This is a genomic window from Nocardioides sp. SR21 (assembly GCF_022761125.1).
Lineage (GTDB): Bacteria > Actinomycetota > Actinomycetes > Propionibacteriales > Nocardioidaceae > Nocardioides.
Window position 1 is genome coordinate 217,305 of record NZ_JAKWJR010000002.1, and the last position, 24,997, is coordinate 242,301.

26 protein-coding genes are annotated in these 24,997 nt (G+C 71.4%); 21 read left to right on the forward strand and 5 right to left on the reverse strand.

The genetic code is table 11. From position 1 onward, the window contains the following. Window positions 1–13 precede the first annotated feature (13 nt). Complete coding sequence (locus MJ604_RS04305) at window positions 14–1,408, forward strand: serine hydrolase (RefSeq protein ID WP_243057059.1); 1,395 nt, start codon at window positions 14–16, stop codon at window positions 1,406–1,408. Here MJ604_RS04305 and MJ604_RS04310 read toward each other — a convergent pair. Next, window positions 1,405–2,802 carry an MFS transporter gene (locus MJ604_RS04310; RefSeq protein WP_243057060.1) on the reverse strand — a complete coding sequence of 466 codons (1,398 nt, stop codon included), beginning with the start codon at window positions 2,800–2,802 and terminating at the stop codon, window positions 1,405–1,407. The two genes, MJ604_RS04305 and MJ604_RS04310, sit on opposite strands and share 4 nt — an antisense overlap. A 76-nt stretch (window positions 2,803–2,878) precedes the next feature. On the opposite strand from MJ604_RS04310, the gene MJ604_RS04315 reads away from it, so the two are divergent. Together MJ604_RS04315 and MJ604_RS04320 are read left to right on the forward strand one after the other, a co-directional pair. Beyond that, on the forward strand, window positions 2,879–4,504 hold the full coding sequence (locus MJ604_RS04315) for a carbon-nitrogen hydrolase family protein (protein ID WP_243057061.1): 1,626 nt from the start codon (window positions 2,879–2,881) through the stop codon (window positions 4,502–4,504). Window position 4,505: 1 nt separating this feature from the next. Beyond that, window positions 4,506–4,877 (forward strand): nuclear transport factor 2 family protein, encoded by a 372-nt coding sequence (locus tag MJ604_RS04320; RefSeq protein ID WP_243057062.1) that lies wholly within the window; start codon window positions 4,506–4,508, stop codon window positions 4,875–4,877. Between the two features lie 6 nt (window positions 4,878–4,883). Here the strand turns inward: MJ604_RS04320 and MJ604_RS04325 are convergent, their stop codons facing one another. Then, window positions 4,884–5,576 carry a GntR family transcriptional regulator gene (locus MJ604_RS04325; RefSeq protein WP_243057063.1) on the reverse strand — a complete coding sequence of 231 codons (693 nt, stop codon included), beginning with the start codon at window positions 5,574–5,576 and terminating at the stop codon, window positions 4,884–4,886. Between the two features lie 158 nt (window positions 5,577–5,734). On the opposite strand from MJ604_RS04325, the gene MJ604_RS04330 reads away from it, so the two are divergent. The 18 genes from MJ604_RS04330 (at window position 5,735) to MJ604_RS04415 (ending at window position 22,841) form a co-directional block, all read left to right on the forward strand. Next, a complete protein-coding gene (locus tag MJ604_RS04330) occupies window positions 5,735–7,015 on the forward strand; it encodes a flavin reductase (protein ID WP_243057064.1) in 1,281 nt (426 codons plus the stop codon). Continuing rightward, complete coding sequence (locus MJ604_RS04335) at window positions 7,012–8,298, forward strand: acyl-CoA dehydrogenase family protein (RefSeq protein WP_243057065.1); 1,287 nt, start codon at window positions 7,012–7,014, stop codon at window positions 8,296–8,298. Before MJ604_RS04330 ends, MJ604_RS04335 begins: the two co-directional genes overlap by 4 nt. 8 nt (window positions 8,299–8,306) lie before the next feature. Further along, window positions 8,307–9,791, forward strand: a complete 1,485-nt coding sequence (locus MJ604_RS04340) for an aldehyde dehydrogenase (RefSeq protein WP_243057066.1) — start codon at window positions 8,307–8,309, stop codon at window positions 9,789–9,791. Beyond that, entirely contained in the window at window positions 9,788–10,672 is an 885-nt protein-coding gene (locus MJ604_RS04345; protein ID WP_243057067.1) for an oxaloacetate decarboxylase, read from the forward strand. The genes MJ604_RS04340 and MJ604_RS04345 overlap by 4 nt, the downstream gene beginning before the upstream one ends. Then, window positions 10,669–11,874 carry an NAD(P)/FAD-dependent oxidoreductase gene (locus tag MJ604_RS04350; protein WP_243057068.1) on the forward strand — a complete coding sequence of 402 codons (1,206 nt, stop codon included), beginning with the start codon at window positions 10,669–10,671 and terminating at the stop codon, window positions 11,872–11,874. Before MJ604_RS04345 ends, MJ604_RS04350 begins: the two co-directional genes overlap by 4 nt. Continuing rightward, window positions 11,871–13,310, forward strand: a complete 1,440-nt coding sequence (locus MJ604_RS04355) for an aldehyde dehydrogenase family protein (protein WP_243057069.1) — start codon at window positions 11,871–11,873, stop codon at window positions 13,308–13,310. The genes MJ604_RS04350 and MJ604_RS04355 overlap by 4 nt, the downstream gene beginning before the upstream one ends. Window positions 13,311–13,370: 60 nt before the next feature. Beyond that, the gene (locus MJ604_RS04360; protein WP_243057070.1) at window positions 13,371–14,186 is read left to right on the forward strand and encodes a hypothetical protein; all 816 of its coding nucleotides are present in this window, start codon (window positions 13,371–13,373) and stop codon (window positions 14,184–14,186) included. A 1-nt stretch (window position 14,187) separates the two neighbouring features. Next, window positions 14,188–15,174, forward strand: coding sequence for a hypothetical protein (locus MJ604_RS04365; protein WP_243057071.1), 987 nt, complete (start codon window positions 14,188–14,190; stop codon window positions 15,172–15,174). A 10-nt stretch (window positions 15,175–15,184) separates the two neighbouring features. Beyond that, complete coding sequence (locus tag MJ604_RS04370) at window positions 15,185–16,417, forward strand: aromatic ring-hydroxylating dioxygenase subunit alpha (protein ID WP_243057072.1); 1,233 nt, start codon at window positions 15,185–15,187, stop codon at window positions 16,415–16,417. After that, entirely contained in the window at window positions 16,414–17,178 is a 765-nt protein-coding gene (locus tag MJ604_RS04375; RefSeq protein ID WP_243057073.1) for a hypothetical protein, read from the forward strand. Before MJ604_RS04370 ends, MJ604_RS04375 begins: the two co-directional genes overlap by 4 nt. Beyond that, on the forward strand, window positions 17,175–18,128 hold the full coding sequence (locus MJ604_RS04380) for a hypothetical protein (protein ID WP_243057074.1): 954 nt from the start codon (window positions 17,175–17,177) through the stop codon (window positions 18,126–18,128). Before MJ604_RS04375 ends, MJ604_RS04380 begins: the two co-directional genes overlap by 4 nt. Beyond that, window positions 18,125–18,934, forward strand: a complete 810-nt coding sequence (locus MJ604_RS04385; RefSeq protein ID WP_243057075.1) for an SDR family oxidoreductase — start codon at window positions 18,125–18,127, stop codon at window positions 18,932–18,934. The genes MJ604_RS04380 and MJ604_RS04385 overlap by 4 nt, the downstream gene beginning before the upstream one ends. Beyond that, window positions 18,934–19,614: a hypothetical protein gene (locus tag MJ604_RS04390; protein WP_243057076.1), complete on the forward strand. Its 681-nt coding sequence runs from the start codon at window positions 18,934–18,936 to the stop codon at window positions 19,612–19,614. Before MJ604_RS04385 ends, MJ604_RS04390 begins: the two co-directional genes overlap by 1 nt. After that, window positions 19,611–20,357 carry a hypothetical protein gene (locus MJ604_RS04395; protein WP_243057077.1) on the forward strand — a complete coding sequence of 249 codons (747 nt, stop codon included), beginning with the start codon at window positions 19,611–19,613 and terminating at the stop codon, window positions 20,355–20,357. The genes MJ604_RS04390 and MJ604_RS04395 overlap by 4 nt, the downstream gene beginning before the upstream one ends. A 16-nt stretch (window positions 20,358–20,373) precedes the next feature. Then, the gene (locus MJ604_RS04400) at window positions 20,374–20,532 is read left to right on the forward strand and encodes a hypothetical protein (protein WP_243057078.1); all 159 of its coding nucleotides are present in this window, start codon (window positions 20,374–20,376) and stop codon (window positions 20,530–20,532) included. A gap of 29 nt (window positions 20,533–20,561) precedes the next feature. After that, entirely contained in the window at window positions 20,562–20,720 is a 159-nt protein-coding gene (locus MJ604_RS04405; protein ID WP_243057079.1) for a hypothetical protein, read from the forward strand. A 10-nt stretch (window positions 20,721–20,730) separates the two neighbouring features. Next, on the forward strand, window positions 20,731–21,093 hold the full coding sequence (locus MJ604_RS04410) for a GatB/YqeY domain-containing protein (RefSeq protein ID WP_243057080.1): 363 nt from the start codon (window positions 20,731–20,733) through the stop codon (window positions 21,091–21,093). A gap of 536 nt (window positions 21,094–21,629) precedes the next feature. Then, window positions 21,630–22,841 carry an HNH endonuclease signature motif containing protein gene (locus MJ604_RS04415; protein ID WP_243057081.1) on the forward strand — a complete coding sequence of 404 codons (1,212 nt, stop codon included), beginning with the start codon at window positions 21,630–21,632 and terminating at the stop codon, window positions 22,839–22,841. A gap of 227 nt (window positions 22,842–23,068) precedes the next feature. Here MJ604_RS04415 and MJ604_RS04420 read toward each other — a convergent pair whose 3' ends face one another. From MJ604_RS04420 to MJ604_RS04430, 3 genes are read right to left on the reverse strand one after another with little or no spacing between them, the layout of a single operon-like run. Further along, entirely contained in the window at window positions 23,069–23,692 is a 624-nt protein-coding gene (locus tag MJ604_RS04420; protein WP_243057082.1) for a maleylpyruvate isomerase family mycothiol-dependent enzyme, read from the reverse strand. Window positions 23,693–23,731: 39 nt separating this feature from the next. Then, window positions 23,732–24,100 carry a hypothetical protein gene (locus MJ604_RS04425; protein ID WP_243057083.1) on the reverse strand — a complete coding sequence of 123 codons (369 nt, stop codon included), beginning with the start codon at window positions 24,098–24,100 and terminating at the stop codon, window positions 23,732–23,734. Continuing rightward, entirely contained in the window at window positions 24,097–24,924 is an 828-nt protein-coding gene (locus tag MJ604_RS04430; protein ID WP_243057384.1) for a pseudouridine synthase, read from the reverse strand. The genes MJ604_RS04425 and MJ604_RS04430 overlap by 4 nt, the downstream gene beginning before the upstream one ends. Window positions 24,925–24,997 lie beyond the last annotated feature (73 nt).

The following is a 24,997-nucleotide window of genomic DNA, read 5'->3' on the forward strand; positions in this document are numbered from 1 at the left end:
CCGAGGAGGAACCGTGTCGCTCACCCAGGCAGATCTCGAGAAGAAGCTCACCGAGCTCATCGACGTCCATCACGTCCCCGGCGCCCAGCTCGCGGTGCTGGACGGCGACACCATCACCGAGGTCGGGGCGGGTGTGCTCAGCATCCGCACCGGCTGCCCGGTGTCCACCGACGCGTTGTTCCTGCCGGGCTCGATCGGCAAGCTCTACACCGCGACGCTCGTGCTGATGCTCGCCGACGAGGGGAAGGTCGACCTCGACCTGCCGGTGAAGACCTACCTGCCGGACTTCCAGGTGCGCGACGTCCACGCCCGCGACACCGTCACGGTGCGCGACCTGCTGCGCCACACGAGCGGCTTCGACGGCGACGTCTTCATCGACACCGGCCGCGGCGACGACGCGCTGCCGCGCTACATGGACGAGATCCGCGACCTGCCGCAGATCGCCGAGCCGGGCCAGATCTGGAGCTACAGCAACAGCGGGTTCTCCATCCTCGGCCGGCTGGTCGAGGTCGTCGGCGGCACCGTCTTCGAGACCGCGCTGCGCGAGCGCCTGTTCGAGCCGCTCGGCCTGCAGAGCACGGTGGCGTTCGCCGAGGAGGTCATCGGGCACCCGAACTCGGTCGGTCACGTGCCGGACCCGGAGGACCCGGACTCGCTCATGGTCAGCCCGCAGTGGGGGCTCTACCGCTCGTGCGGCCCGATGGGGGCGTCGGTGGTCGCCAGCGCGGGCGACGTGCTCCGGTTCGTGAAGCTGCACCTCGACGGCGGCGTCGCGGCCGACGGTGCCCGCCTGCTGTCGGCCGAGCTGGTCGCAGCCGCCCAGGAGCCGCAGATCGACCTCGTCGACGACACCGTGCTGGGGGAGTCCTGGGGCCTCGGCTGGATCCTCGACCACTTCGGCGACGTCAAGGTCATCGGCCACGACGGCAACTCGCTCGGCCAGAACGCGTTCATGCGCGTCGCGCCCGAGCAGCGCTTCGGCTTCTGCCTGCAGACGAACGTCGAGAGCGCGATGCTGATGTACCGCGAGCTCGCCGACTGGCTCTTCGAGCAGCGTCTCGACGTCACGCTCCGCCAGGATCCCGAGCCGACCGCGACGCAGGTCGTCGAGGACCCGAGCCGGTACGTCGGCACCTACGCCCGCGAGGGCATGGCGTTCGAGATCGCGGCGGCCGACGACGGCTCGCTGCTCGCGAGCCTCAACGCCACCCACGCGGCCGCCGAGATGCAGGGGCTGCCGCCGATGGACGACCTGCCGCTGGTGCGCGTCGAGCGGGACGACTCGTTCCTGCTCGAGCTGCCGATCGCCGACGCCGCGCTGCTGGCGGTGTTCTTCAACCCCGCCGACGCGTCAGCGGCGCCGACGTACCTGCACTTCGGTGGTCGCGCCCACAAGCGGGTGAGCTAGCCGGCGAGCGCCGCCTGGGCATCGGCGTCGTAGGTCTTGCGGATCCGGGCCGCGACGCCGATGCAGATGAAGACGGGCGGGAGCAGGGTCAGCATCGCGTACTGCAGCGACTGGGCCTTGTTCAGGTCGAAGAGGTCGCCGAGCAGGGTGGAGACCACGCCGATGAGCAGCGGCCCGGCGGACCCGCCGAGGGTGACGAGGAAGGTGAGGACCGCGAAGCCCATGCCGCGACCGTTGGCCGGCACCACGTCGGCGTTGGCGGCCGTCATGTTCGGGATGGCGGCGGCGAAGCCGACGCAGGCCAGCGCGATCATCGTGCTGCGGACGGCGACGCCGGGCAGGACGACGGCGCCGAGGAGGCCGAGCGCACCGACGAGCAGGAACATCGCGGAGACCTGGATCCGCCAGCCCGGGCGCAGCCCGTGGTACTTGTCGCCGAACTTCGAGCCGAGCACGATGCCGAGCACGATGCCGGTACCGCCGACGGCGCCGGCGAGGGAGGAGGCGGTGGCCTCGCTCACGCCCTCGACGCGGACGAGGAAGGTCGGCATCCAGTAGAAGAGCCCGGCGACGCCGAGCGACAGCATCGCCAGGGCGATGGTCACGCCGCGCAGGGTCGGGATCCGCAGCAGGTCGGCGGTCTGGGCCCGGATGGAGCGGGTGTCGACCGCGGTCGGCGTCTCGGCGACCTGCCCGTCGCCCAGGCGGGCCATCTCGATCCGGTCACCGACGCCGCGGATCGGGTCCTTGATGGTCAGGACGAGCAGGGCGACGAGGATGCCGGGGATGGCGGCGACGAAGAAGACGGTGCGCCAGTCGTAGGCGTCGGCGATGGCACCGCCGAGGATGACACCCGCGGGCAGGCCCATGTAGTAGCCCGCGCGCTCGAAGCCGTACGCCTTGGAGCGGCTCCGACCCGGGTAGTAGTCGGCCAGCAGCGACGAGGCCGGCGGGTTGTACAGCTGTCCGGCGCCGCCGATGAGGACGCGGACCGCGAAGAACATCAAGAAGCTGGTCGCCAGGCCGCTCGCGACCGAGCAGAGCGCCCAGATCAGGACGACGGCGGAGATCGTCAGGACACGCGGTCCGCGGTCGGCCAGGCGGCCGGCGGGAAGCACGAGGAGGGCGCCGGCCAACGATGCGGCGGTCGGGATCGCGCCCGCCCAGGTGTCGCTGAACCCGAAGTGGTCCTGGATCTTGGGCAGCGCGCCGGCGATCAGGTTCACCTCCACCCGGTCGACGAACGCCACGAGTGCGATGACGACGGCGGCCCACCAGCCGAACGGCGCGGCACGGTCGAGACTGACGGGGACGGGGGCGCGATTCCGGAACGCCGCCACCTCCACGACGCTCTCCGCCGGGGTCAGGGACTGATCGCGAGTCGCTTCCGACATCCGGCCTGCTCCTACTGTTCGAGGGGTTCATGTGCAACGCTTGGGGTGAAGCGTAGATCATATATAGGAGTAGTGAATGTCGATCTTGCGTGTGGCCGCCGTCCAGTTCGCCGTGACCGAGGATGTCGACGAGAACCTCGCGACCTGCCTGCGGATGACCGACCGGGCGGCCGCCGAGGGCGCTCAGGTCGTGGTGCTGCCGGAGTTCTGCAACCACGTCTCCTGGTACGACGGCCGTGAGCACGCGCGCAGCAAGGCGCTCACCCTCGACGGCCCGTTCGTGGCCGCGCTGGCCGCCAAGGCCGCCGAGCACGGCATCCACCTGATGGCCAACGTGACGCTGGCCCGCGAGGACGGCCGCACCACCGGCAGCAACGTGCTGTTCGCCCCGGACGGCGCGATCCTCGGCGTCACCGACAAGCAGGTGCTGATGGGCAGCGAGCGCGACCACCTCGATCCCGCGATCGCCGCGTCGCCGATCATCGAGACGTCGTTCGGCCGGGTCGGCCTCTACTCCTGCATGGACGGCGTCATCAACGAGACCCCGCGGATGCTCGCCGTCGGCGGCGCGCAGGTGCTGCTCAACAGCCTGAACTCGTTCGCGCTCGACGAGGCCTCGCTGCACATCCCGGTCCGCGCGGTCGAGAACCGCGTCTGGGTCGTGGCCGCCAACAAGGTCGGCCCGCTGGTCCCGGAGCGCAGCATCCACATGGTCGCCGAGCGGGTCGGCGTACCCGCCGAGCGTCTGCACGGTGCGGGGGAGAGCCAGATCGTGGCGCCCGACGGCACCGTGGTCGCGATGGCGCCGCGCTCCGGTGAGGCGGTGATCGTCGCCGACATCGACGTCGACCTCGCCGACGACAAGCGCCGCCCCGACGGCACCGACGTGATGAGCTCGCGTCGCCCCGACATCTACGGCCCGATCCTCGACGCGCCCCGCGGCCGCCAGCGCCCGGCCGGCGCCGACGAGCTGGTCACCGCCGTCATCAGCCCGTCCGACGGCGACGACGTGCTCACCCTGCTGAAGGAGGCCGTGGCCACCGGCGCCGGCCTGGTCGTCCTTCCCGAGCTCGCCGACGTGGACCGCGACGCGATCACCGCCGCGCTCTCCGGCACCGACACCCTGGTCGCGACCAGCGTCGCCGAGGGCGACGCGCACATCGGCCTGGTGCTCGGCGCCGACCGCGTGGTGCTGCGCCAGCCGACCCTGCACCCGTGCGCGCGCACGCCGTGGGCGACCGCGCTCGGCGACGGCATCGCGGTCGCGGACCTGCCGTGGGGCCGGCTCGCGCTGGTCGTCGGCGACGACGCGCTCTACCCCGAGACGTTCCGCCTCGCGGCGCTCCAGGACGTCGATGTCGTCGCGGTCCCGTTCACCACCCAGGCCGGCGCGGACCTCGACCCGCTGCTGCTCGAGCGGGCGGCGGAGAACCGGCTGAACGTCGCGGTCGGCAGCAGGCGCGGCGAGCAGGGCGGGGGAGCGATCTTCCCGCTGTCGTCCGACTTCACGCTGTGGGCGCCGGACCGCGCCCCGTTCTCCGGCATCATCAGCCGGCCGGACCCGGTGCTCGCCGCCGGCCCGGTCGAGGTCGCCACGCTGCGCCCGGCGCAGGCCGTGAACCGGTTCGTCAGCAAGGGCACCGACCTCGTCGACGGCCGGCCGTGGGACCTCGCGCAGGTGCTCGTCTCCTCCTCGAAGTGACGTGAGCATCGAGGAGACGCGGGCCCTCGCGGAGCGCTGGCTTCCGGCGTTCCTCGAGGGGCGCCGCGCCGACGACGACGTGTACGCCGACGGCGTCACGACCTGGCACAACATCGGCGAGCGCGAGGCGGAGATCCAGCGCACGCCGTCCCGCACCCGTCAGGTGCAGGCGGGCGCGGACCTCCGCGTCGAGGACGTCCGGCTCCGTGTGTTCGAGGACGGCTGGGTCCTGCAGGCGACCACGGTCGGCTCCACCGCGACCGGCGCGCCGGTGCGGGTGCCCACCTGCCTGGTGGTCACGCTGCGCGACGGCAGGATCGCGCGCTTCGAGGAGTACGCCGACTCGCGGGCGGCGGAGGCTCTGTTCGCCTAGTCCCGGCTAGTCCCGGCTGCCGAGCGCGGCGGCGAGGGCGTTCTCGCTGCCCTCGAGGTGCGCGATCCAGGCGGCGTGCAGCTCCTCGGTCTTGCCGGCGATCGCGAGGTCCAGCAGGTGCCGGTGCTCGTCGATGCGCCCCTCGGTGGTCTCCGCGCCCCGGTCGAGGCCGGTGATCAGCAGGTGCAGGTAGCGGTCGGCCGCGTGCCAGAGCAGCTCGAGCACGCGCCGGTCGGCAGCGCCGGCGGCGTCGTCGATCAGCGCGGCGTGGAACGCGTGGTGGGCGGCGGCCAGCGCGGCCGGCTCCCGCTCGATCTCGGCGTACTCGTCGAGGGCGTCCTGGGCCAACGCGAGCCGCTCGTCGGTCATCGTGGCCATCGCACGGAGGACGAGGTCGCCCTCGATCAGCTTGCGCAGCCGGTAGATGTCGGCGAGGTCCTCGGGGCTGAGCGAGGCGACCAGTGCGGAGCGCCCGGGGCGGAGGCTGACCAGCCCCTCGCTCTCCAGGCGGCGCAGCGCCTCGCGCACCGGGATGTGGGAGACGTCGAACTGCTCGCAGAGCTCCACGATCGACACGGCCGATCCCGGCTGGATGTCGCCGTTGAGGATCGCGCGGTGCAGCTCGTCCGTGACCCGGTCGACCAGCGACTGGTGCGCGATCGGCCGCACCGGCGTTGCCGTTCCTGGGCGTCGAGCCATCGTGTTCTCTCCCTGATTCGTTCTCGTCCTGCTCCCACCGGCGGACAGCTGACCCACCGGTAGCCCAATCGTTGCATGCAGCAAACCTCGCCGACGGCACCGTTCCGCTTCCGCACCTATCGGATATCGTATATTCTCTAACGCCTAGGGAGGTGTTCATGGTCGACCCGTCGACGTTCCGCAACGTGCTGAGCCAGTGGCCCAGCGGTGTCACTGTCGTGACGACGCTGGTCGACGGCGTGCGCCACGGCATGACGGCCAGCTCGTTCTCGAGCGTCAGCGCCGAGCCGCCGCTGGTCTCCGTGTGCCTCTCGCGCCACCTCTACTCGCACGAGCTGATCGCGAGCAGCGGGGTCTTCGGCATCAACATGCTCGCCAAGGACCAGGCCGAGGTCGCCCGCCGCTTCGCCGGCATGGTGCCCGACGTCGAGGACCGCTTCGCGGGCGAGAGCTGGACGACCGCCGAGACCGGCGTGCCGCTGCTCGACTCCGCGCTGGGCTGGCTCGACTGCAAGGTCGTGCACGAGTACCCCGGTGGCGACCACACGATCTTCGTCGGCGAGGTCCTCGCCGGCCACGCCGCTCCGCGTACGGCGCCGCTGCTGTTCCACTCGCGCAGCTGGGGTCAGTTCGCCGACGTGCTCCCGACCGCGGCCACCGTCGCCGACGGTGGCGTCGTGGCGTCGCTGCGCGCCCGGTCGCACCCGATCAGCAAGATCTTCGGGACCGTCCGCGAGCTGGCGGCCGCCGGCGTCCGCGTCCGGCTCCTCGACCTCACGCGCGACGAGCCGCCGGTCGCCGTACCGGAGGAGCTGAAGGACCGCGGCACCGCGCTGGTGGACACCATCGAGCAGCGCGACCGCGCCCTCGAGCTCGGTCTGTCGACCGTCGAGGTCACCGTCGACCCCGCGAACCTCGCCGACCTGGACCGCGTCCTGGCGATCGCGGACGGCGCGCCCGGCAGTGTCGTCGTGATCCTCGACGACGCGTTCGACCCCGCGCGCAACGACGTCGTGCTCGGCTCGATCGTCGCGCTGTCCTCGGCCGGTGTCGCCGAGATCGGCCTGTCCGAGAAGGGCGACACCGCGAACCCGCTGCGCGTGCGCTCGCTGCTGCAGGACGCCGTCGGCCTGGCCCGGCCGGTGCCGCTGCGCATGCACCTGCGCAACCACGACCGGCTCGGGCTGGTCAAGGCGATCGTCGCGCTCAAGAGCGGCGTGCACCACTTCGACACCACCCTGTCCGGCCTGGACGGAACCGTCGCCACCGAGGACCTCGTCCGCCTGTTCGGCGGCGTCGAGGTGGACTCCCCGGCCGACCCCGACCTCGTCGACAACGCCGCCGCCGCGCTGCGCCTCGCGCTCGCGCCCACCGGCGTCACCCCCACTGACCTCGCGACCGAGCCGGTCGCGACCAACCCCGTAGGAGCCGCAGGATGACGGGCAAGCTGACCGCCGAGTACCTCCTTCCGGACCTGACCGACGCGGAGCGCGAGCGCGCCGCCCGGGTCGAGTCCGTGCTGCCGGCGATCGCCGCCGCCGCCCAGTCCGCGGACGAGGCCGCAGCGCTGCCCGAGGGGCACATCAAGCTCCTCGCCGACGCGGGCCTGCTCGGCCTCGTCGTCCCGGAGGAGTTCGGTGGCCTGGGTGGCGGGCTCCGCGACCTCGCGGCCACGACGTACACCCTCGGCACCGTCTGCGGCTCGACCGCGCTGGCGTTCTTCTTCCACTGCTCCTCGTCCTCGCGCGGCATGCTGCCGCTGGCCGCGCTCGACGCGGGCCTCTACAACGAGGAGGAGGCGCCGGTCGTGCGCGCCTTCGCCGAGAAGGTGCTGCACCTGATGGGCACCGACCAGAAGGCGATCGGCAACTTCGCCAGCGAGGCCGTGAAGGCGTCGAACGCGAACGTGCTGATCCGCACGACCGCGACCCGCACCGAGGGCGGCTGGCTGCTCAACGGCGAGAAGTCGTTCGGGTGCCTGTCGGGCACCGCCGACTACTACCTGGTCACCGCCCGTCGTGAGGACGTCGAGGGCCTCGACGCCCTGACGCTGTTCCTCGTGCCGCGCGAGACCGAGGGCTCGCGCCCGCGGTCGGCGTGGCTCGGCCTCGGCATGCGCGCCTCGGACAACAACGGCCTGATCATGGAGAACTGCTTCGTCCCCGACGAGCTCTCGCTGGCCGTGCCCGGTGCGTTCACCCGCGCCACCTCGATGTCGCGCGGCTCCTGGGTCGGCAACCAGATCGCCATCGCCGCGATCTACGCCGGCATCGCGCAGGGCGTGTGGGACTACGCGCTCGGCCGCACGATGGGCGCGAAGTTCGCCGACACCGGCAAGCCGATCGCGTCGAGCCCGATGCACCAGGTCCTCATCGGTGACGGCGAGCAGCACCTGGCCGAGGCGCACCTGTGGCTGCGCCGCCAGATCGAGCTCGAGGCCAGCGACCCGCCGATCCTGCCGAAGAACGAGGTCGTCAAGAGCTGGAAGCTCGCCAAGGGCGCCATCTGCGAGCACGCCCACCAGGTCTCCCTGGCGGCGCTCAAGATGTGCGGTACGTCGGGTGCGCTGATGGGCAACGAGATCGGCCGAGCCGTCCGCGACACCGCCATGGGCCTGGTCCAGGCCTTCCCGGCCGAGCGCGGCAAGCTGGACCTGGCGAAGATGATTGTGGACGACGAGGGCTACGCGGGCCTCACGACCACCGACAGCTTCAAGAAGTAGGAGCAGCGTTGAGCACGAACCGCCTGGAACTGCCCGAGCCCGGCCAGCTGGTCGCGGGCACCTGGTCGGTGCCGACCGGCGCCCTCGACCTGAAGCTCGAGGACTCCTTCACCGGTACGACGGTCGGCGTGGCCGCCGAGTCCGACGCGGACTCGGTCGAGCGGGCCGCGGCCGCCGCGTGGGCGGCGTACGAGAACGGCAGCTGGCTGGAGCTCGGTCCCGAGGGGCGCGCGACGATCCTCGAGGCCGTCGCCGACGCGCTGGAGCCCGAGCTCGAGCGGCTGTGCGCGCTGGAGTCCTTCGCGACCGGCGTGCCGGTCCGGCAGACCTCGATCGTCGGCATCATCGTGCCCGGCGCGTTCCGGCTCGCCGCCGGCATGCTCCGCGCCGGCGTGCTGTCCGACCAGCTCACCTCCGACGCGGGCTACACCGTCGAGGTGCACCGCCTCCCGCTCGGCCCGGCCCTGTGCCTGGTGCCGTGGAACGCGCCGGCCCCGATGGCGGCCCACAAGGTCGCCAGCGCGCTGGCCGCCGGCGCCCCGGTGATCCTCAAGCCGAGCGAGTACGCGCCGTACGGCACCTCGGAGCTGGCCCGCGTGATCGGTCGCGTGCTCGCCGAGCACGACGTCGACCCGGGCGTCTTCCAGCTCGTGCAGGGCGGCTCGTCCGTCGGTGGCCGGCTGGTGCGCGACGCGCGGATCCGCGCGGTCTCGTTCACCGGTGGTGCGATGGGCGGCAAGGCCGTCGCTGCGGCCTGCGCCGAGGACTTCACCGCGCTGCAGCTCGAGCTCGGCGGCAACAACCCGCTCGTGATCATGCCCGACGCCGACCCGGCCGCCGCCGCACGCGCTGCTGCCGATCTGCTCACGACGCTCAACGGCCAGTGGTGCCGCGCGCTCGGGCGTCTGGTGCTGCCTGCCGCCATCGCCGACGAGGTCGTCGAGCTGACGCTGGAGCGGCTGGCCGCGCTGAACGTCGGCGACCCGCTCGACCCCGAGACCGACCTCGGCCCGATCGTGCACTCCGGCCACCTGGCCCGGCTGCGCGAGGAGATCGGCACCCGCGAGGGCGCCGGCGGCGTCGCGCACTCCAGCACCGTGCTGCCCGACGGCCCGGGCGCGTTCCTCGCGCCGACGCTGCTCACCGGCGTCCCGTCGGACGCCGCGACCGAGGAGATGTTCGGCCCGGTCGCGACCGTGCACACCTACGAGACCGAGGACGAGGCGCTCGCGCTGGCCAACGGCACGCCGTTCGGCCTCGAGGGGTACGTCGTCGGCGCCGACACCGACCGCGCCCTGGCGCTGGCCCGCAAGGTCCGCGCCGGCGAGGTCAAGGTCAACGGCTCGACGATCATGAGCCTGCACCTGATGTCGCCGCGTCCGGCCTGGGGCTTCTCCGGCCTGGGCGAGGAGGGCACGGTCGAGACGATCCGCATCTTCACCGGCGCGCGCGTCGTCGGCGTCGAGGGCATGACGGCTCTGCACGGCCGATGAGCAGCCAGCGCTTCCGGGAGATCCTGGCCGGGCCCGACCTGGTCCACTTCCCGGGCGTGTACGACGCGGTCAGCGCGCGCCTCGCGGCGCGCGCCGGTGTCGTCGGCGCGCACCTGTCCGGGGCGGTCGCCTCGGCGGTGCAGCTCGGGCTGCCCGACCTCGGCTACGTGCACGCGACCGACATCGTCCGGGTCGCGCAGACCGTCGTACCGGCGCTCGACGGCCTGCCGCTGCTGGCCGACGCCGACACCGGCTACGGCAATGCGCTCCAGGCCCGCGCCACCGCGCGCGCCTATGCCGCCGCCGGCATCGGCGGGCTGCACCTCGAGGACCAGGTCGCGCCGAAGCGCTGCGGCCACCTCGCCGGCAAGCAGGTCATCGACGTGGACGAGGCCGTGGCCCGCGTACGCGCGATGGTCGAGGCCCGCCCAGGGGACGGCGACAGCGGCATCGTGGTCGTCGCCCGCACCGACGCGCTCAGCGTCGAGGGCATCGGCTCGGCCATCGAGCGCTGCGCCGGGTTCGCCGAGGCCGGCGCCGACGCGGTCTTCGTCGAGGGCGCCGACGTCGAGGACATCGCCCGCGTCGTCGAGGCCGTCGAGAACTGCCCGCCGATGGTGTTCAACCGGTCCGAGGCCGCCGGCAACGGCGCCGCCCCCGACTGGACCGCGCTGCAGGACCTCGGCGTCCGCGTCGTGATCCACCCCGTGTCCGCGCTGCTCGCCGCCGCGCAGGCGCAGGCCGCCGTGTACGCCGCCGTCGCGGCCCACGGGGACGCCGGGCAGACCGCCCGGATGGGCTGGGGCGAGCTCACCGAGCTGCTCGGCCTTCCCGACCTCCTCACCCTCGAGCAGCGGTACGCCGCAGGAGATCCCTCATGACTCACGTCCTTGTTGCAGGTGCCGGCCCCGTCGGCATGACCGCGGCGCTGCTGATGGCGCGCGGTGGCGTGCAGGTCACCGTGCTCGAGGCCGGCGAGTCGCTGGCCGGTGAGTCGCGGGCGTCGACGTTCCACCCGCCGAGCCTGGAGATGCTCGACGACCTCGGCGTGCTCGAGCCCGTCATGGAGCGAGGCCTGGTGTCGACCGGGTTCCAGTACCGCGACCGTCGTACCGGCCCGATCGCCGACCTCGACCTCGGCGTGCTGTCCGAGGACACCCGCTTCCCGTTCCGCGTCCAGCTCGAGCAGTCGAAGCTGACGCCGATCGTGCTCGAGATCCTCCAGGGCATGGACAACGTGACGGTCCACTTCGGCCAGCGCGTCGTGCAGGCCGAGACCGACGGCACGACCGCGACCGTGACCACCGAGGCCGGCGACACGTTCACCGCCGACTGGGTGCTCGGTGCCGACGGTGCGAACTCGCAGGTGCGCCAGACCGCCGGCTTCACGTTCGAGGGGATGACCTACCCCGAGCGGTTCCTGGTCGCCTCGACCACCGAGGACCTCGAGTCGATCCTGCCGGGCATCTCGGCGGTCAACTACGTCTTCGACCCGACCGAGTGGCTGGTGCTGCTGCGCACGCCGGAGCACTGGCGGGTGCTGTTCCCGACCGACCCGGAGACCCCGGACGAGGTCGAGAGCGACCCGGCCCGGGTCCAGGAGCGGATGCGCGGCGTGGCCGACCTCGGTCGCGACTGGGACGTCCTGCACACCACGCTCTACCGCGTGCACCAGCGCGTCGCCGACACGTTCCGCAAGGGCCGGCTGCTGCTCATGGGCGACGCCGCGCACATCAACAACCCGCTGGGCGGGATGGGCATGAACAGCGGTCTCCACGACGCGTACGTCGAGACCAAGGCCCTGCTCGCGCTGATCCAGGGCGAGGGCACGCTCGAGGAGCTGGACGAGGCGTGCGAGGCGCGCCGCCAGGTCGCGCTGTCGTACGTCAAGACGATCACCCACGACAACTGGGAGAAGCTGCGCCAGGACGACCCCGAGGCGATCAAGGCGTACCACGACGAGCTGCGTGAGCTGGCCGCCGACCGCGAACGGATGCGCAAGCACCTGCTCAACACCTCGATGATCAACTCGCTGCGCGGTGTCGGCGTCGTCGACATGGTCGGCGTCAAGGCGCAGGGATGACCATCCAGCGGGAGAACCCGGCGCGCACCGACGAGCTCGTCGGCAGCATCGTCGCGGCCACCCCGTCGGAGGTCGACCTCGTCGTCGCCAACGCCCGCAAGGCGCAGCCCGAGTGGGCGGCGCTCGACGTGGACTCGCGGGCGACCGCGGTCCGCACCGGCGCCGAGCGGATCGTCGCCGAGGTCGACCAGCTCGCGGAGCTGATGGCCCGCGAGACCGGCAAGGTGCTGGGGGACTGCCGCGGCGAGCTGCTGTTCTCCGCGTCCGTGCTGCGCTGGGCCGCGGACCGCGCGCCCGCGCTGCTCGCCGACCACGTGATCGACGACGACGCCGGCCGGCTGCTGATGCGCCGCCGTCCGTACGGCGTGGTCGCGGCGGTGACGCCGTGGAACGCGCCGGTCATCCTGGCGGTCCTCAAGCTCGGCCCGGCCCTGGTCGCCGGCAACGCCGTCATCGTGAAGCCGTCGCCGTTCGCGCCGTTCGCGATCGCCCGCGTGGTCGAGCTGCTCGGCGGATGGATGCCCGACGGCACGGTCCAGGTCGTGCAGGGCGAGGCCGAGACCGCGACCGCGCTGGTCGGCCACGCGGGTGTCGACCGGGTCGCGTTCACCGGCGGCGAGAACGCCGGCCGCGCGCTGGCCGCGATCGCCGGCCAGGCGCTGACGCCGGCGCTGATGGAGCTCGGCGGCAACGACCCGGCGATCCTCCTCGACGACGCCGAGCTCGGCCCCGACGCGATGGACCGCCTGGTGATGGCGAGCTTCGCCACCTCCGGCCAGGTGTGCATGGCGGTCAAGCGCCTGTTCGTCCCGCGCCGCCGCTACGACGAGGTCGTCGACGCCTACCGCGCGGCGGCCGACCGCGTGCTGCGCATCGGCGACCCGCTGTTCGACGGCGTCACCCTCGGCCCGGTCGTGACCGCGGCGTCGGCGACGCGGGTGCGGGGGATGGTCGAGGATGCCGTCGCGTCCGGAGCCGAGGCGATGCTGCTCGGCGAGAGCGACGCGCACACCGACCTCGGTCGCGGGCACTTCCTGCGGCCGACGCTGGTGCTGGGCGCGTCCGACTCCGACCGGCTGGTCAACGAGGAGCAGTTCGGCCCGACCGTCCCGCTGCTGGCCTACGACACGCTCGACGAGGCCGTCGCCCGGGCCAACGCCGGCGACCTCGGCCTCGGCGCCTCGGTGTGGTCGGCCGACGAGGACCGCGCGTTCGCCGTCGCGACGCGGCTCGAGGCGGGCTTCACCTTCGTCAACACCCACAACCGCACGGGCATGGCGCTGCGAGCGCCGTTCGGTGGGATCAAGCGCTCCGGCTGGGGCCGGGAGTACGGCGACGAGGGACTCGTCGAGCACACTCAGACGTGTGTCGTGCATGCCCCCGGCGCGTTCCGTCCGGGCGGGTCCGGGCTCGGGGCAGCTGCTTACCCCGTCTGACCTTCCGTTGCGACGTACATCATATATACTTCGGTCCACCCGACCCGAGCGAGGAGCACGATGAGCCAGACCCTGAAGTCCGTGCGGGAGTTCTACGACGAGGCGCCGCCGACCGACATCACGGAGATCTTCGGCACCTGGATGGAGCTCGTCGACGGCCTCAAGGCGAAGGTCGCGGACCGCTTCGACCTCACGCGGGACCCCTCCAGCGACGTCCTCGAGAGCTTCGGCGGCGAGAACGGCGGCCCGACCGGCCGGATCCGTGCGTACGCCGGCCCGGAGATCGACTGGATGGTGCACTCCTACATGGAGAACGCCAAGGTCGGCTTCGCGAACATCCACCTGACGATCTGGCTCGGCCCGCAGGTGAAGGTGCCGCACTTCGGTCTCGCGCTCGGCGCGTTCCCGCAGGCCTGGATCTTCGTCGACTCCGTGCCGCGGACCAACCTGCTCACCGACACCGACTCGTTCGACCGGTACTACGGCCCGCTCAACTCCGAGTGGGAGCAGGTCCAGCAGGAGAACGACTTCCTCTCCCCGTTCGTCAGCCGCAGCGGCTTCGTCCGCGCGAGCCTGTCGCCGATGGCGCACGCCTACACCGCGCCGACCGACGGCCGCACCACCGACGTGGTCACCAAGCTCGCGACCGACCACCTCGACCGCTGGCTGCGCTGGGTCGACGAGGCCGAGCGGGTGCCGGTCGAGGAGCAGGCCGCGCTGGCCGCCGACGACCTCGCGACCCGTCGCAACATCGCCGACCGCGACCCGGCCAACGAGATGGGCGACCGGTTCTTCGGCAAGGACCTCACCAACACCCTGGTCCGTGCCCTCTGGGGTGGCGACCGCCAGCTCCCGCGCGCCCACGAGCAGGGCTGACATGGCCCTGGTCCGAAGCCTGCGCGCCGCCGTGCGCATCCCGGGTGCGGAGGCGCCGTACGACACGGCGCACCTGACCGTGCGCTACCCGGCCCGGCCCCCGCAGGACTCCGTCGAGGAGATGAGCGGGATGCTGCAGGCCGACCCGGAGGGCGCGCCCTTCCCGGTCGTGGTGCTCGTGTCCGGCGTCAACGTCGCGGCCGACTCCTACCGCTGGCTGGCCTTCGAGCTGGTCGAGGCGGGCTTCGTCGTCGTCGGCTACGACTGGGTCGGGGAGCTGTTCCCGGGCCAGTACGGCCTGACGCCGGGCGTCGACATCGTCGCCGCCGGCCCGGACCACTACGGCGAGCGGCCGACGAGCCCGGCGCTGGCGCCGGTGCTCGAGGCGGTCGCCGCGCTCAACGAGTCCGGCCAGCTGGCCGGTCTGCTCGACCTCGAGAACGTCGCGCTCTTCGGCCACTCCGCCGGCGGCACCGTGGTGCTGCAGTCGTCGCGACCGAGCTGGTTCCCGAACGTGCGGGCCGTCGTCACCTACGGCGCCCACACCATGGCCTCGCAGATGCTCGGCTACCCGCCGGGCATGCTGCTGCCGGTCCCCGTCGGCGCGCCGACCATGCTGATCGCCGGCACGAACGACGGCGTCGTCGCCGCCAGCGCGATCCGCTACGGCGAGGACCCGTCCTCGCCCGACCACAACCCGATCGAGCGCACCTGGCGCGAGGCGCTGCCCGAGACCACCGAGTCCTGGCTGGTGAAGCTCGCCGACGCCGGGCACCTGCTGGCCGCCTACCCGGAGGACCCGTCCACCGCGCGTGGCTTCCTCGAGACGCCCACCGACGCCGACCCGGAGCGGTTGCGCGCGGTGCTCTCGGACGTCGTCATCACCTTCCTCAAGGCTCACCTCGCCGGCGACCCGGCTGCCAAGGACCGGCTGGCGAGCCTTGCCGAGAACCACCCGACCGACATCGCCGACGTACGTCGTCGCTAGGAGGAGACCCATGTTCAAGAACTTCTGGTACGCCGTCGAGTTCAGTGACGACGTCAAGCCGGGCAAGCCGATGAAGGTCAAGGTCCTCGGTCAGCAGCTGGTGCTCTACCGCAAGACCAGCGACAACTCCGTGGTCGCGATGTCGGACCTCTGCGTGCACCGCGGTGCCGCGCTGTCCGGCGGCACGATCAAGGACGACTGCATCGTCTGTCCGTACCACGGCTGGGAGTACAAGCCGAACGGCGAGGTGCAGAAGATCCCCGCGCACCCCGACAAGGGCATCCCGCGCAAGGCGCGCATCGACTCCTACCCGGTGGTCGAGAAGTACATGTTCGTGTGGGTCTACATGGGCGACCTCCCCGAGGAGGAGCGGCCGCCGATCCCGGACTGGTCCGACATCGACGACACCGAGACCTACCGCGCCGTCACCGGCTCCTTCCTCTGGAAGTCCAACTACGAGCGCATCCTCGAGAACGGCGTCGACGTCGCGCACACGCCGTTCGTGCACGGCGGCGTCTTCGGCAACCGCGAGAAGCCCGAGGTGCCGGAGTTCGAGATCGACAGCTCGCCGTGGCACTGCAAGGTCTCGGTCGTGCTCAACCCGCCGAACTCCAAGGGCATCTGGGGCATGCTCAACCCCAACAAGACCAAGAACCTCAAGGAGCGCCCGCCGGTCCCGGTCTCGACGACCTGGTACCTGCCGAACCTCCTGCTGCTCGACGTCGGCACGCCGATGGGCCAGCTCAAGATCTTCGACGTGAACATCCCGATCGACGAGGAGACCACGCTGGTCAAGTTCGTCGCGCTGCGCACGTTCTTCAAGGGCAAGTGGGCCGACGGCGACGCCCGCCGCCGCGTGTTCAAGGTCCTCTACGAGGACCAGGCCGTGGTCGACGAGGTTCGCCCGGAGCTGCTGCCGTTCGACCTCTCGGACGAGCTCCACGTGAAGAGCGACATCAACGCGGTGCTCTACCGCCGTCGCCGCCAGGAGCTCATCGACGCCGGCTGGAGCGTCGAGGGCAACACGATCGTGGGCGAGGGCCCGGCGCGGGTCGAGGCGCGGGTCATCCCGTCGCCGATCCGCAAGGAGGTCCCCGAGCTCGCCAGCGCGTGGAACTTCAAGGAGGTCCGCAGCCGGCAGATCAAGTCCGGCATCGACGAGCGCGAGGCGCGCGGCGACGTACCCCGCACCGACAGCACGTCTTCTTCCAACGGCTCGACCATCGAGGAGATCAAGGCATGACCAGCCTGTCCGGAACCCTGTGCCACGGCACGCTCGACACGATCGTCGAGCGGGGCAACCTCACCGAGGTGACGTCCGCCGACGGCGGCCCGCTCATCGAGCTGGTGTCGGAGGCCTTCGGCCCGGTCGGTGAGGCCCGCGTCTTCTCCGGCGAGCGGGTCGCCAAGGCCGTGTACGTCGGCCTCGCGGTCCCGGCGATCGGCCTCGACAGCCACATGGTCTTCGCGTTCAGCCCGGCCGGCGTCCCGGTCCCGCACTTCACGCTGGACTCGGTGTTCGGCCAGGGCACCTACGCCTTCCACCTCGACCTGATCCCGCGGGTCGACATCGGCACGCACCTGTCGTACCTCGACTGGGCGCACACCCCGCTGGACGCGACGTTCGACGAGGTCACCAGCCGACCCGGCCTGACCAAGACCGCGATCGGTCCGCGCCAGTTCTCGCTGATGTCGCCGTGGATGCTGGTGCAGCGCGCCGACGAGGAGGCCTTCCGCGGTATGGACGGCGCCGTGAAGTCGTACCTCGACCACTGGTTCAGCCTGGTCGAGGGTGAGGTTCCGGACGCCGTCCTCGCGGACGTGTCGGACACCGACCTCCCGACCCGCGACGAGCGCAACCGCGCGCTGGTCTTCAGCCCCGACGTCGACAAGGTCTGGGCCCAGGTGGAGCAGCTCATCGGCGCCGAGCAGACCGAGGCCGTGCGCACCCTCCTCCTCGACAACACGCTGCCCCAGGTCCCGGGCAAGGCGGTGACCGCATGAGCAACGCCGAGACCAGCGAGTGGCAGAAGCGCATCGAGGGGGAGTGGCACGGTCGTCCGGGCCTCTTCGACGCCGAGGGCAACCACGTCGGCTTCGAGCGCGTCGACCGCGCGAGCGTCGTCGAGGACGGCGTCTCCCGCTACTGGATGCACACCTCGCTCGAGGGTGCGGGTCCGCTGCGCAACCGCTTCGAGCTGGGCGCGCACTTCGACTTCGGCATCGTCGACTCCGACCAGAACCGTGTCTACTGCGGCCCTGACTTCTACGGCACCGGCCAGCCCTACGGCCTGTTCGTCGAGGCCAACTACTACTCGCCCGGCTGGCAGGCGGACCTCCGCACCTGGAACCAGGTGCTGCCCGACGGCGAGACCCAGGTCTACTCCTCGGTGCTGCACGACGGCTGGGCCGTGTGCGCGGTGTTCAACGGCATCTACAAGCGCACGTTCGACCACAAGACCAACCCGGAGACGCAGAAGTTCGTCGACGAGTGGATCGCGCTCGAGACCGAGCGCGGCTCGCGCCCGCAGGTGCTGCCGACCAAGGAGAAGGGCGCCTGGAAGGGCGAGCTCTTCCTCAACCCGGTCGACCAGAGCGACGCCGGCAAGGTCGACGTCGTCATCGAGCACGACCCGCTGTCGCTGCGTCGCGCCCGCCAGCAGATCACCTGGAGCGGCGACCTCGAGCGCAGCTACGGCTTCGAGCGGCTCCGCGACGGCGCCCGCACGCAGTACGAAGGCCCGGACGTCTGGGGCAACGCGATCTCCTACGGCCGCGCGCTCTTCACGACGCAGCACATCATGAACGCCGACTCGCGTGGCGTGGAGAAGATCCGCGGCCGTGAGGTGCTCATCGACGCCGACACCCGCGAGCTCGCGGTCGTCTGGCAGCTGATGAGCGGCGAGACCACCACGCACTTCGTGCACGGTCTGCTGACCTGGGAGAGCGCGTGAGCGCCGGCCAAGGCCGCGTCGTCGTCATCACCGGCGGCACTCGCGGCATCGGCCTCGGCCTGGCGCGCGAGCTCCTGGCGCGCGACTGCCGGGTCGTGATCTGCGGCCGCTCGGAGGCCGCTGTCACCAAGGCGCTCGGCGAGCTGGACGCCGGCATCAAGGCGACCGGCATCCCCGCGGACGTCACGTCCCGGGAGTCGGTGCAGGCACTCTGGGACCACGCGGTGGCGACGTACGGCCACGTGGACATCTGGATCAACAACGCCGGCATCTCCGCGCCGCGCCGCCCGCTGACCGAGGTGTCGCAGGACACCGTCGCGTCCGTGGTCGCGACGAACCTGTTCGGCGCCACCAACGGCAGCGTGGTCGCGATGGCCGGACTGCAGCAGCAGGCGGCCGGCGGCTGGATCTGGAACATGGAGGGCTTCGGCTCGACCGGCCAGGTGCAGCCCGGGATGGCGGCGTACGGCGCCTCGAAGCGGGCCGTGACCTACCTGACCGAGACGCTGGTCAAGGAGGCCAAGGACACCAACGTGAAGGTCGGCTTCCTGTCGCCCGGCATCGTGGCGACCGACCTGCTGATGGACGACTACGACGGTCAGCCCGAGGCGATGGAGAAGGCGAAGAAGATCTTCAACATCCTCGGTGACCGCGTCGAGACCGTGACGCCGTACCTCGCCGACGGCGTGCTCGCCGCGACGAAGTCCGGCAGCCGCGTCGCCTGGCTGACCAAGGCCAAGGCGATGGGACGGTTCGCGACCGCGGGCTTCAAGAAGCGTGACATCTTCGCTGAGGGTGCTGCCTGATGGCGGTCGATCCCTGCACGGAGTACGGCCTGGCGCTCGCCATCGAGGACTTCGTCCCGGTGCTGCTCGCCGGCTCCGGGTCCGTGGTGCTCGCGCAGGCCGCCGGCCGGGTGCTGCCCGCCGTCCGCATCCCCGCGCTGCTCGCCGGCATGCTGGTCACCCTGGGTGGCTTCTGCAAGGCGCTCTGGAAGACCCTCGTCGCGGCCGAGCCGTGCCGTGACTACCCGTTCCTCGAGGGCATGCTGTTCCCGTGCCTGGCCTTCGGCTTCGCGGGCATCGCCTGCGCGCTGGTCGGCGTGTGGCGCGGCCAGCAGGTGCCGTGGTGGCCGTTCCTGGTCGTCCCCGGCGTCGGCGCCGTCGTGGCGCTGTCGGTGGGGGACACCTGGCCGCTGCTGGTCGTCGCCGCCATCGGTGCGGTGTTCGTCGGCATCCTCGGGATCCGGCTCTCACGCCGCTACGGCTTCACCGCCGGCATCGCCTTCTACGTGGTCTACATCGTCGGCACGCTCGTGCTGCCGCCGCTGGCCGCCCGGCCGCACCAGTCGGAGGAGGTGCAGTGGGCGGAGCAGCTGACGAACTCCGTCGTCCAGCTGTGCTTCCTGCTCGGCGCGATCGGCATCCGGAGGCGCGTGACGCAGACCGACGCCCCCACTCCCGTCGACGCAGGAGCTCGTACGTGACCGACCGCCTCGGCTACCGCCGCAAGTTCGGCGTGATCGCCCCGAGCACGAACACCATCGTGCAGCCCGAGTTCGACATGATGCGGGTCCCCGGCGTCACCTCGCACTACGGCCGGATCCTGATCCGGGACGGCCGGATCGGCGACGACGAGGGCATGGAGGCGCTGCTCGAGCAGATCCGCGCGTCCATGGCCGACTGCGTCGAGGGCATCATGACCATGCAGCCCGACTACATGGTCATGGGCATGAGCGCCGAGACGTTCTGGGACGGCGTCGAGGGCAACCGGCAGTTCGTCGCACAGATCAAGGAGCTGTCCGGCGGTCTCGACGTCGCGACCGGCGCCGAGGCCTGCGAGCGGGCGCTGAAGCTCTTCGGTGCCAAGAAGATCGGCGTGGTCACGCCGTACACGCCCATCGGCGACGCGAACGTCCGCAAGTTCTTCACTGAGCTCGGCTTCGAGGTCGGCAAGATCAAGGGGCTGGCCTGCGAGAGCGCGGTCGCGATCGCGCACGTGTCGGAGCAGACCCTGCGCGAGGCGATCATCGAGGTCAACGAGCCCGACGTCGACGCGATCGTGCAGTGCGGCACCAACCTCTGCATGACCGAGCTCGCCGACGAGGCCGAGCGCTGGCTGGGCAAGCCGGTGATCGCGATCAACGCCGCCACCTGGTGGATGGCGCTGCGCGACAACGGCATCGAGGAGAAGCTGTACGGGTACGGCTCGCTCCTGCGCGACCACTGAGTTCTAGGCTCGTCACGTGTACGCCGCGCTCTGGCGCCTGCTCCCTGGCCCTGTGTGGCTGAAGGTGGTCGAGGCGCTCGTCCTGGTCGGTCTCGTCCTGTGGGTGCTGCTCGCCCTGGTCTTCCCGGCCGTCGAGCCGCTGCTGCCGTTCGACCGCATCGCGGTGGGGGACTAGGTCTGCTGCTCGTGGGGTAGGACGGACCCATGACGTACTGGATCATCGCCGCCGTCATCGTCGCCGCGCTCCTCCTCGCGCTCGCGTGGTGGAGCAGCGGGCGGTCTCGTGGTCGTGCTGCCCGTCCTGACGCGGCCTCCGAGAACGACCGCAGCCGGGGCAACCTGTACGACCGCGGCACCATGTAGCGTCCCTCCCGTGCCGGATCTCCAAGCCCGCCTGCGCGAGGACCTCACCACCGCGCTGCGCGCCCGCGACCGGGTGACCGCAGGGGTGCTGCGCACCGCGCTCTCCGCCATCGCGAACGCCGAGGCCCAGCCCGCGCCTGCCGACACTCCCGTGAGCCTGCGAACCGAGGGCGTCATCGCCGGCGCTGCCACCGGCCTCGGCGCCGCCGATGTCGCTCGCCGCGAGCTCACCGCCGCCGACGTGCGCACGATCGTCGCCGGGGAGCGCGACGAGCGGCTCGCCTCCGCTGCCGACCTCGACGCGCGCGGTGCCGCCGAGGCGGCTGCGGCGCTGCGTACCGAGGCGGCGTTGCTCGACCAGTACCTGGACTGACCGGCCGCCGGGCACGGTGGTTGAGGAAGGCGCGCTGGCGCCTGTCCCGAAACCACCTGCCTGTGCTCGATCTTCGGCGTCCTTCCGGCGCTCGATTGTCTGTCCCGGCCGGTGGCCGTCAAGGGTTCCCTTCGGCGGCTTCGCCGCCCTTGACCGCCACCGCCCGGAACAGAAGAACGCACCTATCGGAATGACGCCGACCCGTGGTCGGCAGGCGTCGGTGGTAGAGGCGAGCGCGCTGCCGCCTGTCTCGAAATCACCAGATCGTCGTGGTCTCTTTCAGCGGTGACCACAGCGGTCGAACACGGCGGACCCGCAAGCCGGCGACGCGCCGCCACTACCTACGGGTGACCACAGACCGCGGTGACCACGTATTCCGTCAACCGCTACCGCAACCCACCGGGAACCCGAAGGTAAAATCTCAAGAGAGTTCTCCACATCCCTGCCATACAAGGGGATTCTCGGGTCTGACTGTCGGTGGTCGGTGCTTGGGTTGAACCATGACAGCGATCGCCACTCCGAGACACCGAGTGTCGGTGGCGACCGCGCACGTCCAGTCGGAGCTCGACGCCGTTGCCGACGCATCGGTGTGGTCGATGGACGCCGCGGAGACCGCTGACACCCTGGTCGCGCTGACCCGCGTCGAGGCCAAGCTGGCCGAGCTGAAGGCACGCGTGGCTGCGCATGCCGATGACCTGCGCGTCGGGCAGGAGGTCGGCGCTTCATCTGCGGCGAGCTGGCTGGCGCACACCACGAGGACCACCCGGCCGGCGGCGGCCGGCACCGTGAGACTCGGCCATGCGCTCGAGGAGCACCCGCAGACCCGGGACGCGCTGGCCCACGGCGAGGTGCTGCTGGAGCAGGCACGGGTGATCGTGCACGCCGTCGACCAGCTCCCCGACGACATCGACCGCGCCCTCGTCGCCAAAGCCGAAGCCCAGCTGGTCGCCGAAGCAGCCCACCACGACGCGAAAGCCCTCCGCATCCTGGGCAAGCACCTGTTCGAGGTCATCGCCCCTGACGAGGCCGACGCCCGTGAAGCCGCGATCCTCGAGGCCGAGGAGAAGACCGCCGCCAAGGCGTGTCACCTGTCGATGTACGACGACGGGCACGGCAAGACCCACGGCCGGTTCACCCTCCCCACCGCGGTCGAGGGCGCGCTGCTGCGCAAGATCCTGATGGCGATCGCCGCACCCAAGCACCAGCACGCTGTCGAGGGCGCTGGTGTCGAGCGGCCGGCCACGCCTGAGGCGATGGGGCGGGCCCTGTGTGAGTTCATCACCCGATTCCCCAGAAACAAGCTGCCCAGGGCCGGCGGACTTCCCGCGACCCTGCTGGTCCTCATCGACGAGGACAGCCTGTTCGGCCGGGTCGAGAAGGCCGGGGTCCTCGACACCGGGGAGAAGGTCAGCCCCGGCATGGCCCGTCGCCTGCTGTGCGAGGCCGAGGTCATCCCCGTCGTCCTCGGCGGGGACTCCCAGCCCCTGGACGTCGGCCGGGCGCGGCGGCTGCACACCAAGGCCCAGCGGTACGCGATGCTCGTGCGCGACCGAGGCTGTCGCGCCGAGGGCTGCGACCGCACCCACACCCTGCAAGCCCACCATCAGACCCGATGGGTCGACGGCGGCGACACCAACGTCAAGGACGGCGTCACCCTGTGCCACTGGCACCACCAGCGTGCCCACGACGCCAGCTACGAGACGACCTACCGGCCCAATGGGGCAGTCACCTTCCATCGACGCCAATAGGTCTTGCAGCAGTGACCACAACGGTCGACCACGACGAACCCGCAAGCCGAGCAGCAACCGCAACCATCCCCCCGTAACCACAGACTGCGGTGACCCCGTATTCGAGAACCGAAGAACTGGTACCGCCCACGAGCCCGTAGGCCGCCCGGCCGCCGAAGTCTGCGCAGGCCGTCAGGCGCCGCGTCGCTCAGCTGCGCGGTGGTTTCGAGGCTCGCTCCGCTCGCACCTCAACCACCCTGAGCCAGCGCCGCGACGCCGGGACCATCCAGCTCGGGGAGCACCCCACTCCGCCCGGACACCGCGAGCAGCAACGACAGTGCCGGGCCGCGCACCTCGGGGCCGTCGCCGATGACCAGGTGCTCGTCCGTGGCGACGAGCTGGATGCCGGCGACCCGCTCCTTCGCGCCGCCGAAGGAGGCGGGCGTCCGAGTCTGCAGCTGCAGTGCGCGGAGCACCGCTTCGGACGAGTACTCGCGGACGATGCCCAAGGGACGTCGGACGTCCTCGCCGTGCACGACCTCCTCGACGAAGCGGGTGTCGAGCGAACCGGGAGGAGCAGATGTCCGCGACGCGACGGAGCGCAGCCGCTCGAGCGTGTCCGCGGGGGAGGGGCCTCGCTCACGCACGACCCCGCGCGCGTTCTGCCGGTCGAAGTCGAAGCCGGCGCGCGCGAGCCCCAGGAAGAAGCCGACCCTGGTGGTCCGCGCCGAGTCGACGAGGTGGGCCGCGACGTCGTGCACCGTCCAGCCGTCGCAGAGCGAGGGCTGATCCCACTGCTCGTCCGTGAGGCGGGAGAGATCCTCGATGAGGGCCGCACGCTCGGCGTGCACCAGGGGCCAGACGTAAGTCACGGGTGGGCAGACCGCGCGGACGCCGGCAACTCATCGACGTCAGTTCAGGTGGAGCGCCGAGCCGGTCATCAGCAGCACCGTGTAGAGGATGCCGACCGATGCCAGCACCACCGCGCTGCGGGCGAGGACCAGCTCCCAGGCGGCCGCGCCGTCAGTGATGATTGCTCGGCGGGCGAGCATGATGCTGGCCACGGCGGGCACGAGTGCGCCCAGCGTCCATCCGGTGATGAACGAGGCCAACCCGGTGTCCGGGACGTAGAAGGAGTTGAAGAGCGCCAACGCGCCGTTGGCCATCTGGTTGCTGGCCATCAGCACCAGCACTGCCAGGACGAAGGCGACCACCGCGCTCGATCCGGGGCGGAGCAGCTCCTCGGGGTGCCACCAGGACTTCCTGGTCAGATCGCTCATGTCCGGAGGGTACGCAGCGGGAGCGTCCGCCGGCTGACGAAGCGCCGCGGCACGCCGTCGACCGGATCCACGAACTCGATCTCGCTCGCGAGCAGCTGGAGCGGCCGGCTGAAGTCGTCGATCGAGACGTCGAGCTCGGTGGGGTAGAGCGGGTCGTCGACGATCGGGATGCCGAGATCGTTGAGGTGCACGCGGAGCTGGTGAGTGCGACCGGTGCGCGGCGACAGCCGGTAGACGGCCAGCGCGCCGTCGACCGACTCGAGCTCGACGAGCGTCTCGGCGTTGACCGGGGCGCCGGGCACCACCTCGGCGCGCATGACGCCGCGCTCCTTGCGGATGTGGTTGCGGACGGTGCGTGGCAGCGACAGGTCGTCGCGGAAGGGCGCGAGCGCGCGGTAGGTCTTCGTCACCGTGCCGTGCTCGAACATCGACTGGTACGGCCCGCGCCACCGGCGCGCGGTCGTCAGGACGAGCACGCCGGACGTGATCCGGTCCAGCCGGTGCACCGGCGAGAGCTCGGGGAGGTCGAGCTCGTCGCGCAGCCGGACGACGACGCTCTCGCGCACGTGCATGCCGCGCGGGATCGTCGAGAGGAACGGCGGCTTGTCCACGACCACGAGCCGCTCGTCGCGGTGCAGCACCGGGAGCGAGCCCGGCACCGGAGGTTCCTCACGCAGGTCCCGGTGGAACCACACGAACGTCTGGGGGACGTAGGGATCGTCCTCGCGGACCGGTCGCAGGTCGTCGTACACGAACCGCTCGGCCTCGAGCATCCCGCCGATGTCGACGCCGGCCTTCAGCCGGTCACGCAACCAGGCGCCCATCGTGGGCCACGGGGCCGGCTGGTGGTGGTCCAGCGTGCGGACCCAGGCGGCGTTCAGCCCGTGGCGCTGGGGC

Excerpts from the sequence above, each read along its gene's own strand:
- MJ604_RS04310 (WP_243057060.1), bottom strand. The coding sequence starts at position 2,802 with ATGTCGGAAGCGACTCGCGATCAGTCCCTGACCCCGGCGGAGAGCGTC.
- MJ604_RS04315 (WP_243057061.1), top strand. The coding sequence starts at position 2,879 with ATGTCGATCTTGCGTGTGGCCGCCGTCCAGTTCGCCGTGACCGAGGAT.
- MJ604_RS04325 (WP_243057063.1), bottom strand. The coding sequence starts at position 5,576 with ATGGCTCGACGCCCAGGAACGGCAACGCCGGTGCGGCCGATCGCGCAC.
- MJ604_RS04330 (WP_243057064.1), top strand. The coding sequence starts at position 5,735 with ATGGTCGACCCGTCGACGTTCCGCAACGTGCTGAGCCAGTGGCCCAGC.
- MJ604_RS04335 (WP_243057065.1), top strand. The coding sequence starts at position 7,012 with ATGACGGGCAAGCTGACCGCCGAGTACCTCCTTCCGGACCTGACCGAC.
- MJ604_RS04345 (WP_243057067.1), top strand. The coding sequence starts at position 9,788 with ATGAGCAGCCAGCGCTTCCGGGAGATCCTGGCCGGGCCCGACCTGGTC.
- MJ604_RS04350 (WP_243057068.1), top strand. The coding sequence starts at position 10,669 with ATGACTCACGTCCTTGTTGCAGGTGCCGGCCCCGTCGGCATGACCGCG.
- MJ604_RS04355 (WP_243057069.1), top strand. The coding sequence starts at position 11,871 with ATGACCATCCAGCGGGAGAACCCGGCGCGCACCGACGAGCTCGTCGGC.
- MJ604_RS04360 (WP_243057070.1), top strand. The coding sequence starts at position 13,371 with ATGAGCCAGACCCTGAAGTCCGTGCGGGAGTTCTACGACGAGGCGCCG.
- MJ604_RS04365 (WP_243057071.1), top strand. The coding sequence starts at position 14,188 with ATGGCCCTGGTCCGAAGCCTGCGCGCCGCCGTGCGCATCCCGGGTGCG.
- MJ604_RS04370 (WP_243057072.1), top strand. The coding sequence starts at position 15,185 with ATGTTCAAGAACTTCTGGTACGCCGTCGAGTTCAGTGACGACGTCAAG.
- MJ604_RS04375 (WP_243057073.1), top strand. The coding sequence starts at position 16,414 with ATGACCAGCCTGTCCGGAACCCTGTGCCACGGCACGCTCGACACGATC.
- MJ604_RS04380 (WP_243057074.1), top strand. The coding sequence starts at position 17,175 with ATGAGCAACGCCGAGACCAGCGAGTGGCAGAAGCGCATCGAGGGGGAG.
- MJ604_RS04390 (WP_243057076.1), top strand. The coding sequence starts at position 18,934 with ATGGCGGTCGATCCCTGCACGGAGTACGGCCTGGCGCTCGCCATCGAG.
- MJ604_RS04405 (WP_243057079.1), top strand. The coding sequence starts at position 20,562 with ATGACGTACTGGATCATCGCCGCCGTCATCGTCGCCGCGCTCCTCCTC.
- MJ604_RS04425 (WP_243057083.1), bottom strand. The coding sequence starts at position 24,100 with ATGAGCGATCTGACCAGGAAGTCCTGGTGGCACCCCGAGGAGCTGCTC.
- MJ604_RS04430 (WP_243057384.1), bottom strand. The coding sequence starts at position 24,924 with ATGGGCGCCTGGTTGCGTGACCGGCTGAAGGCCGGCGTCGACATCGGC.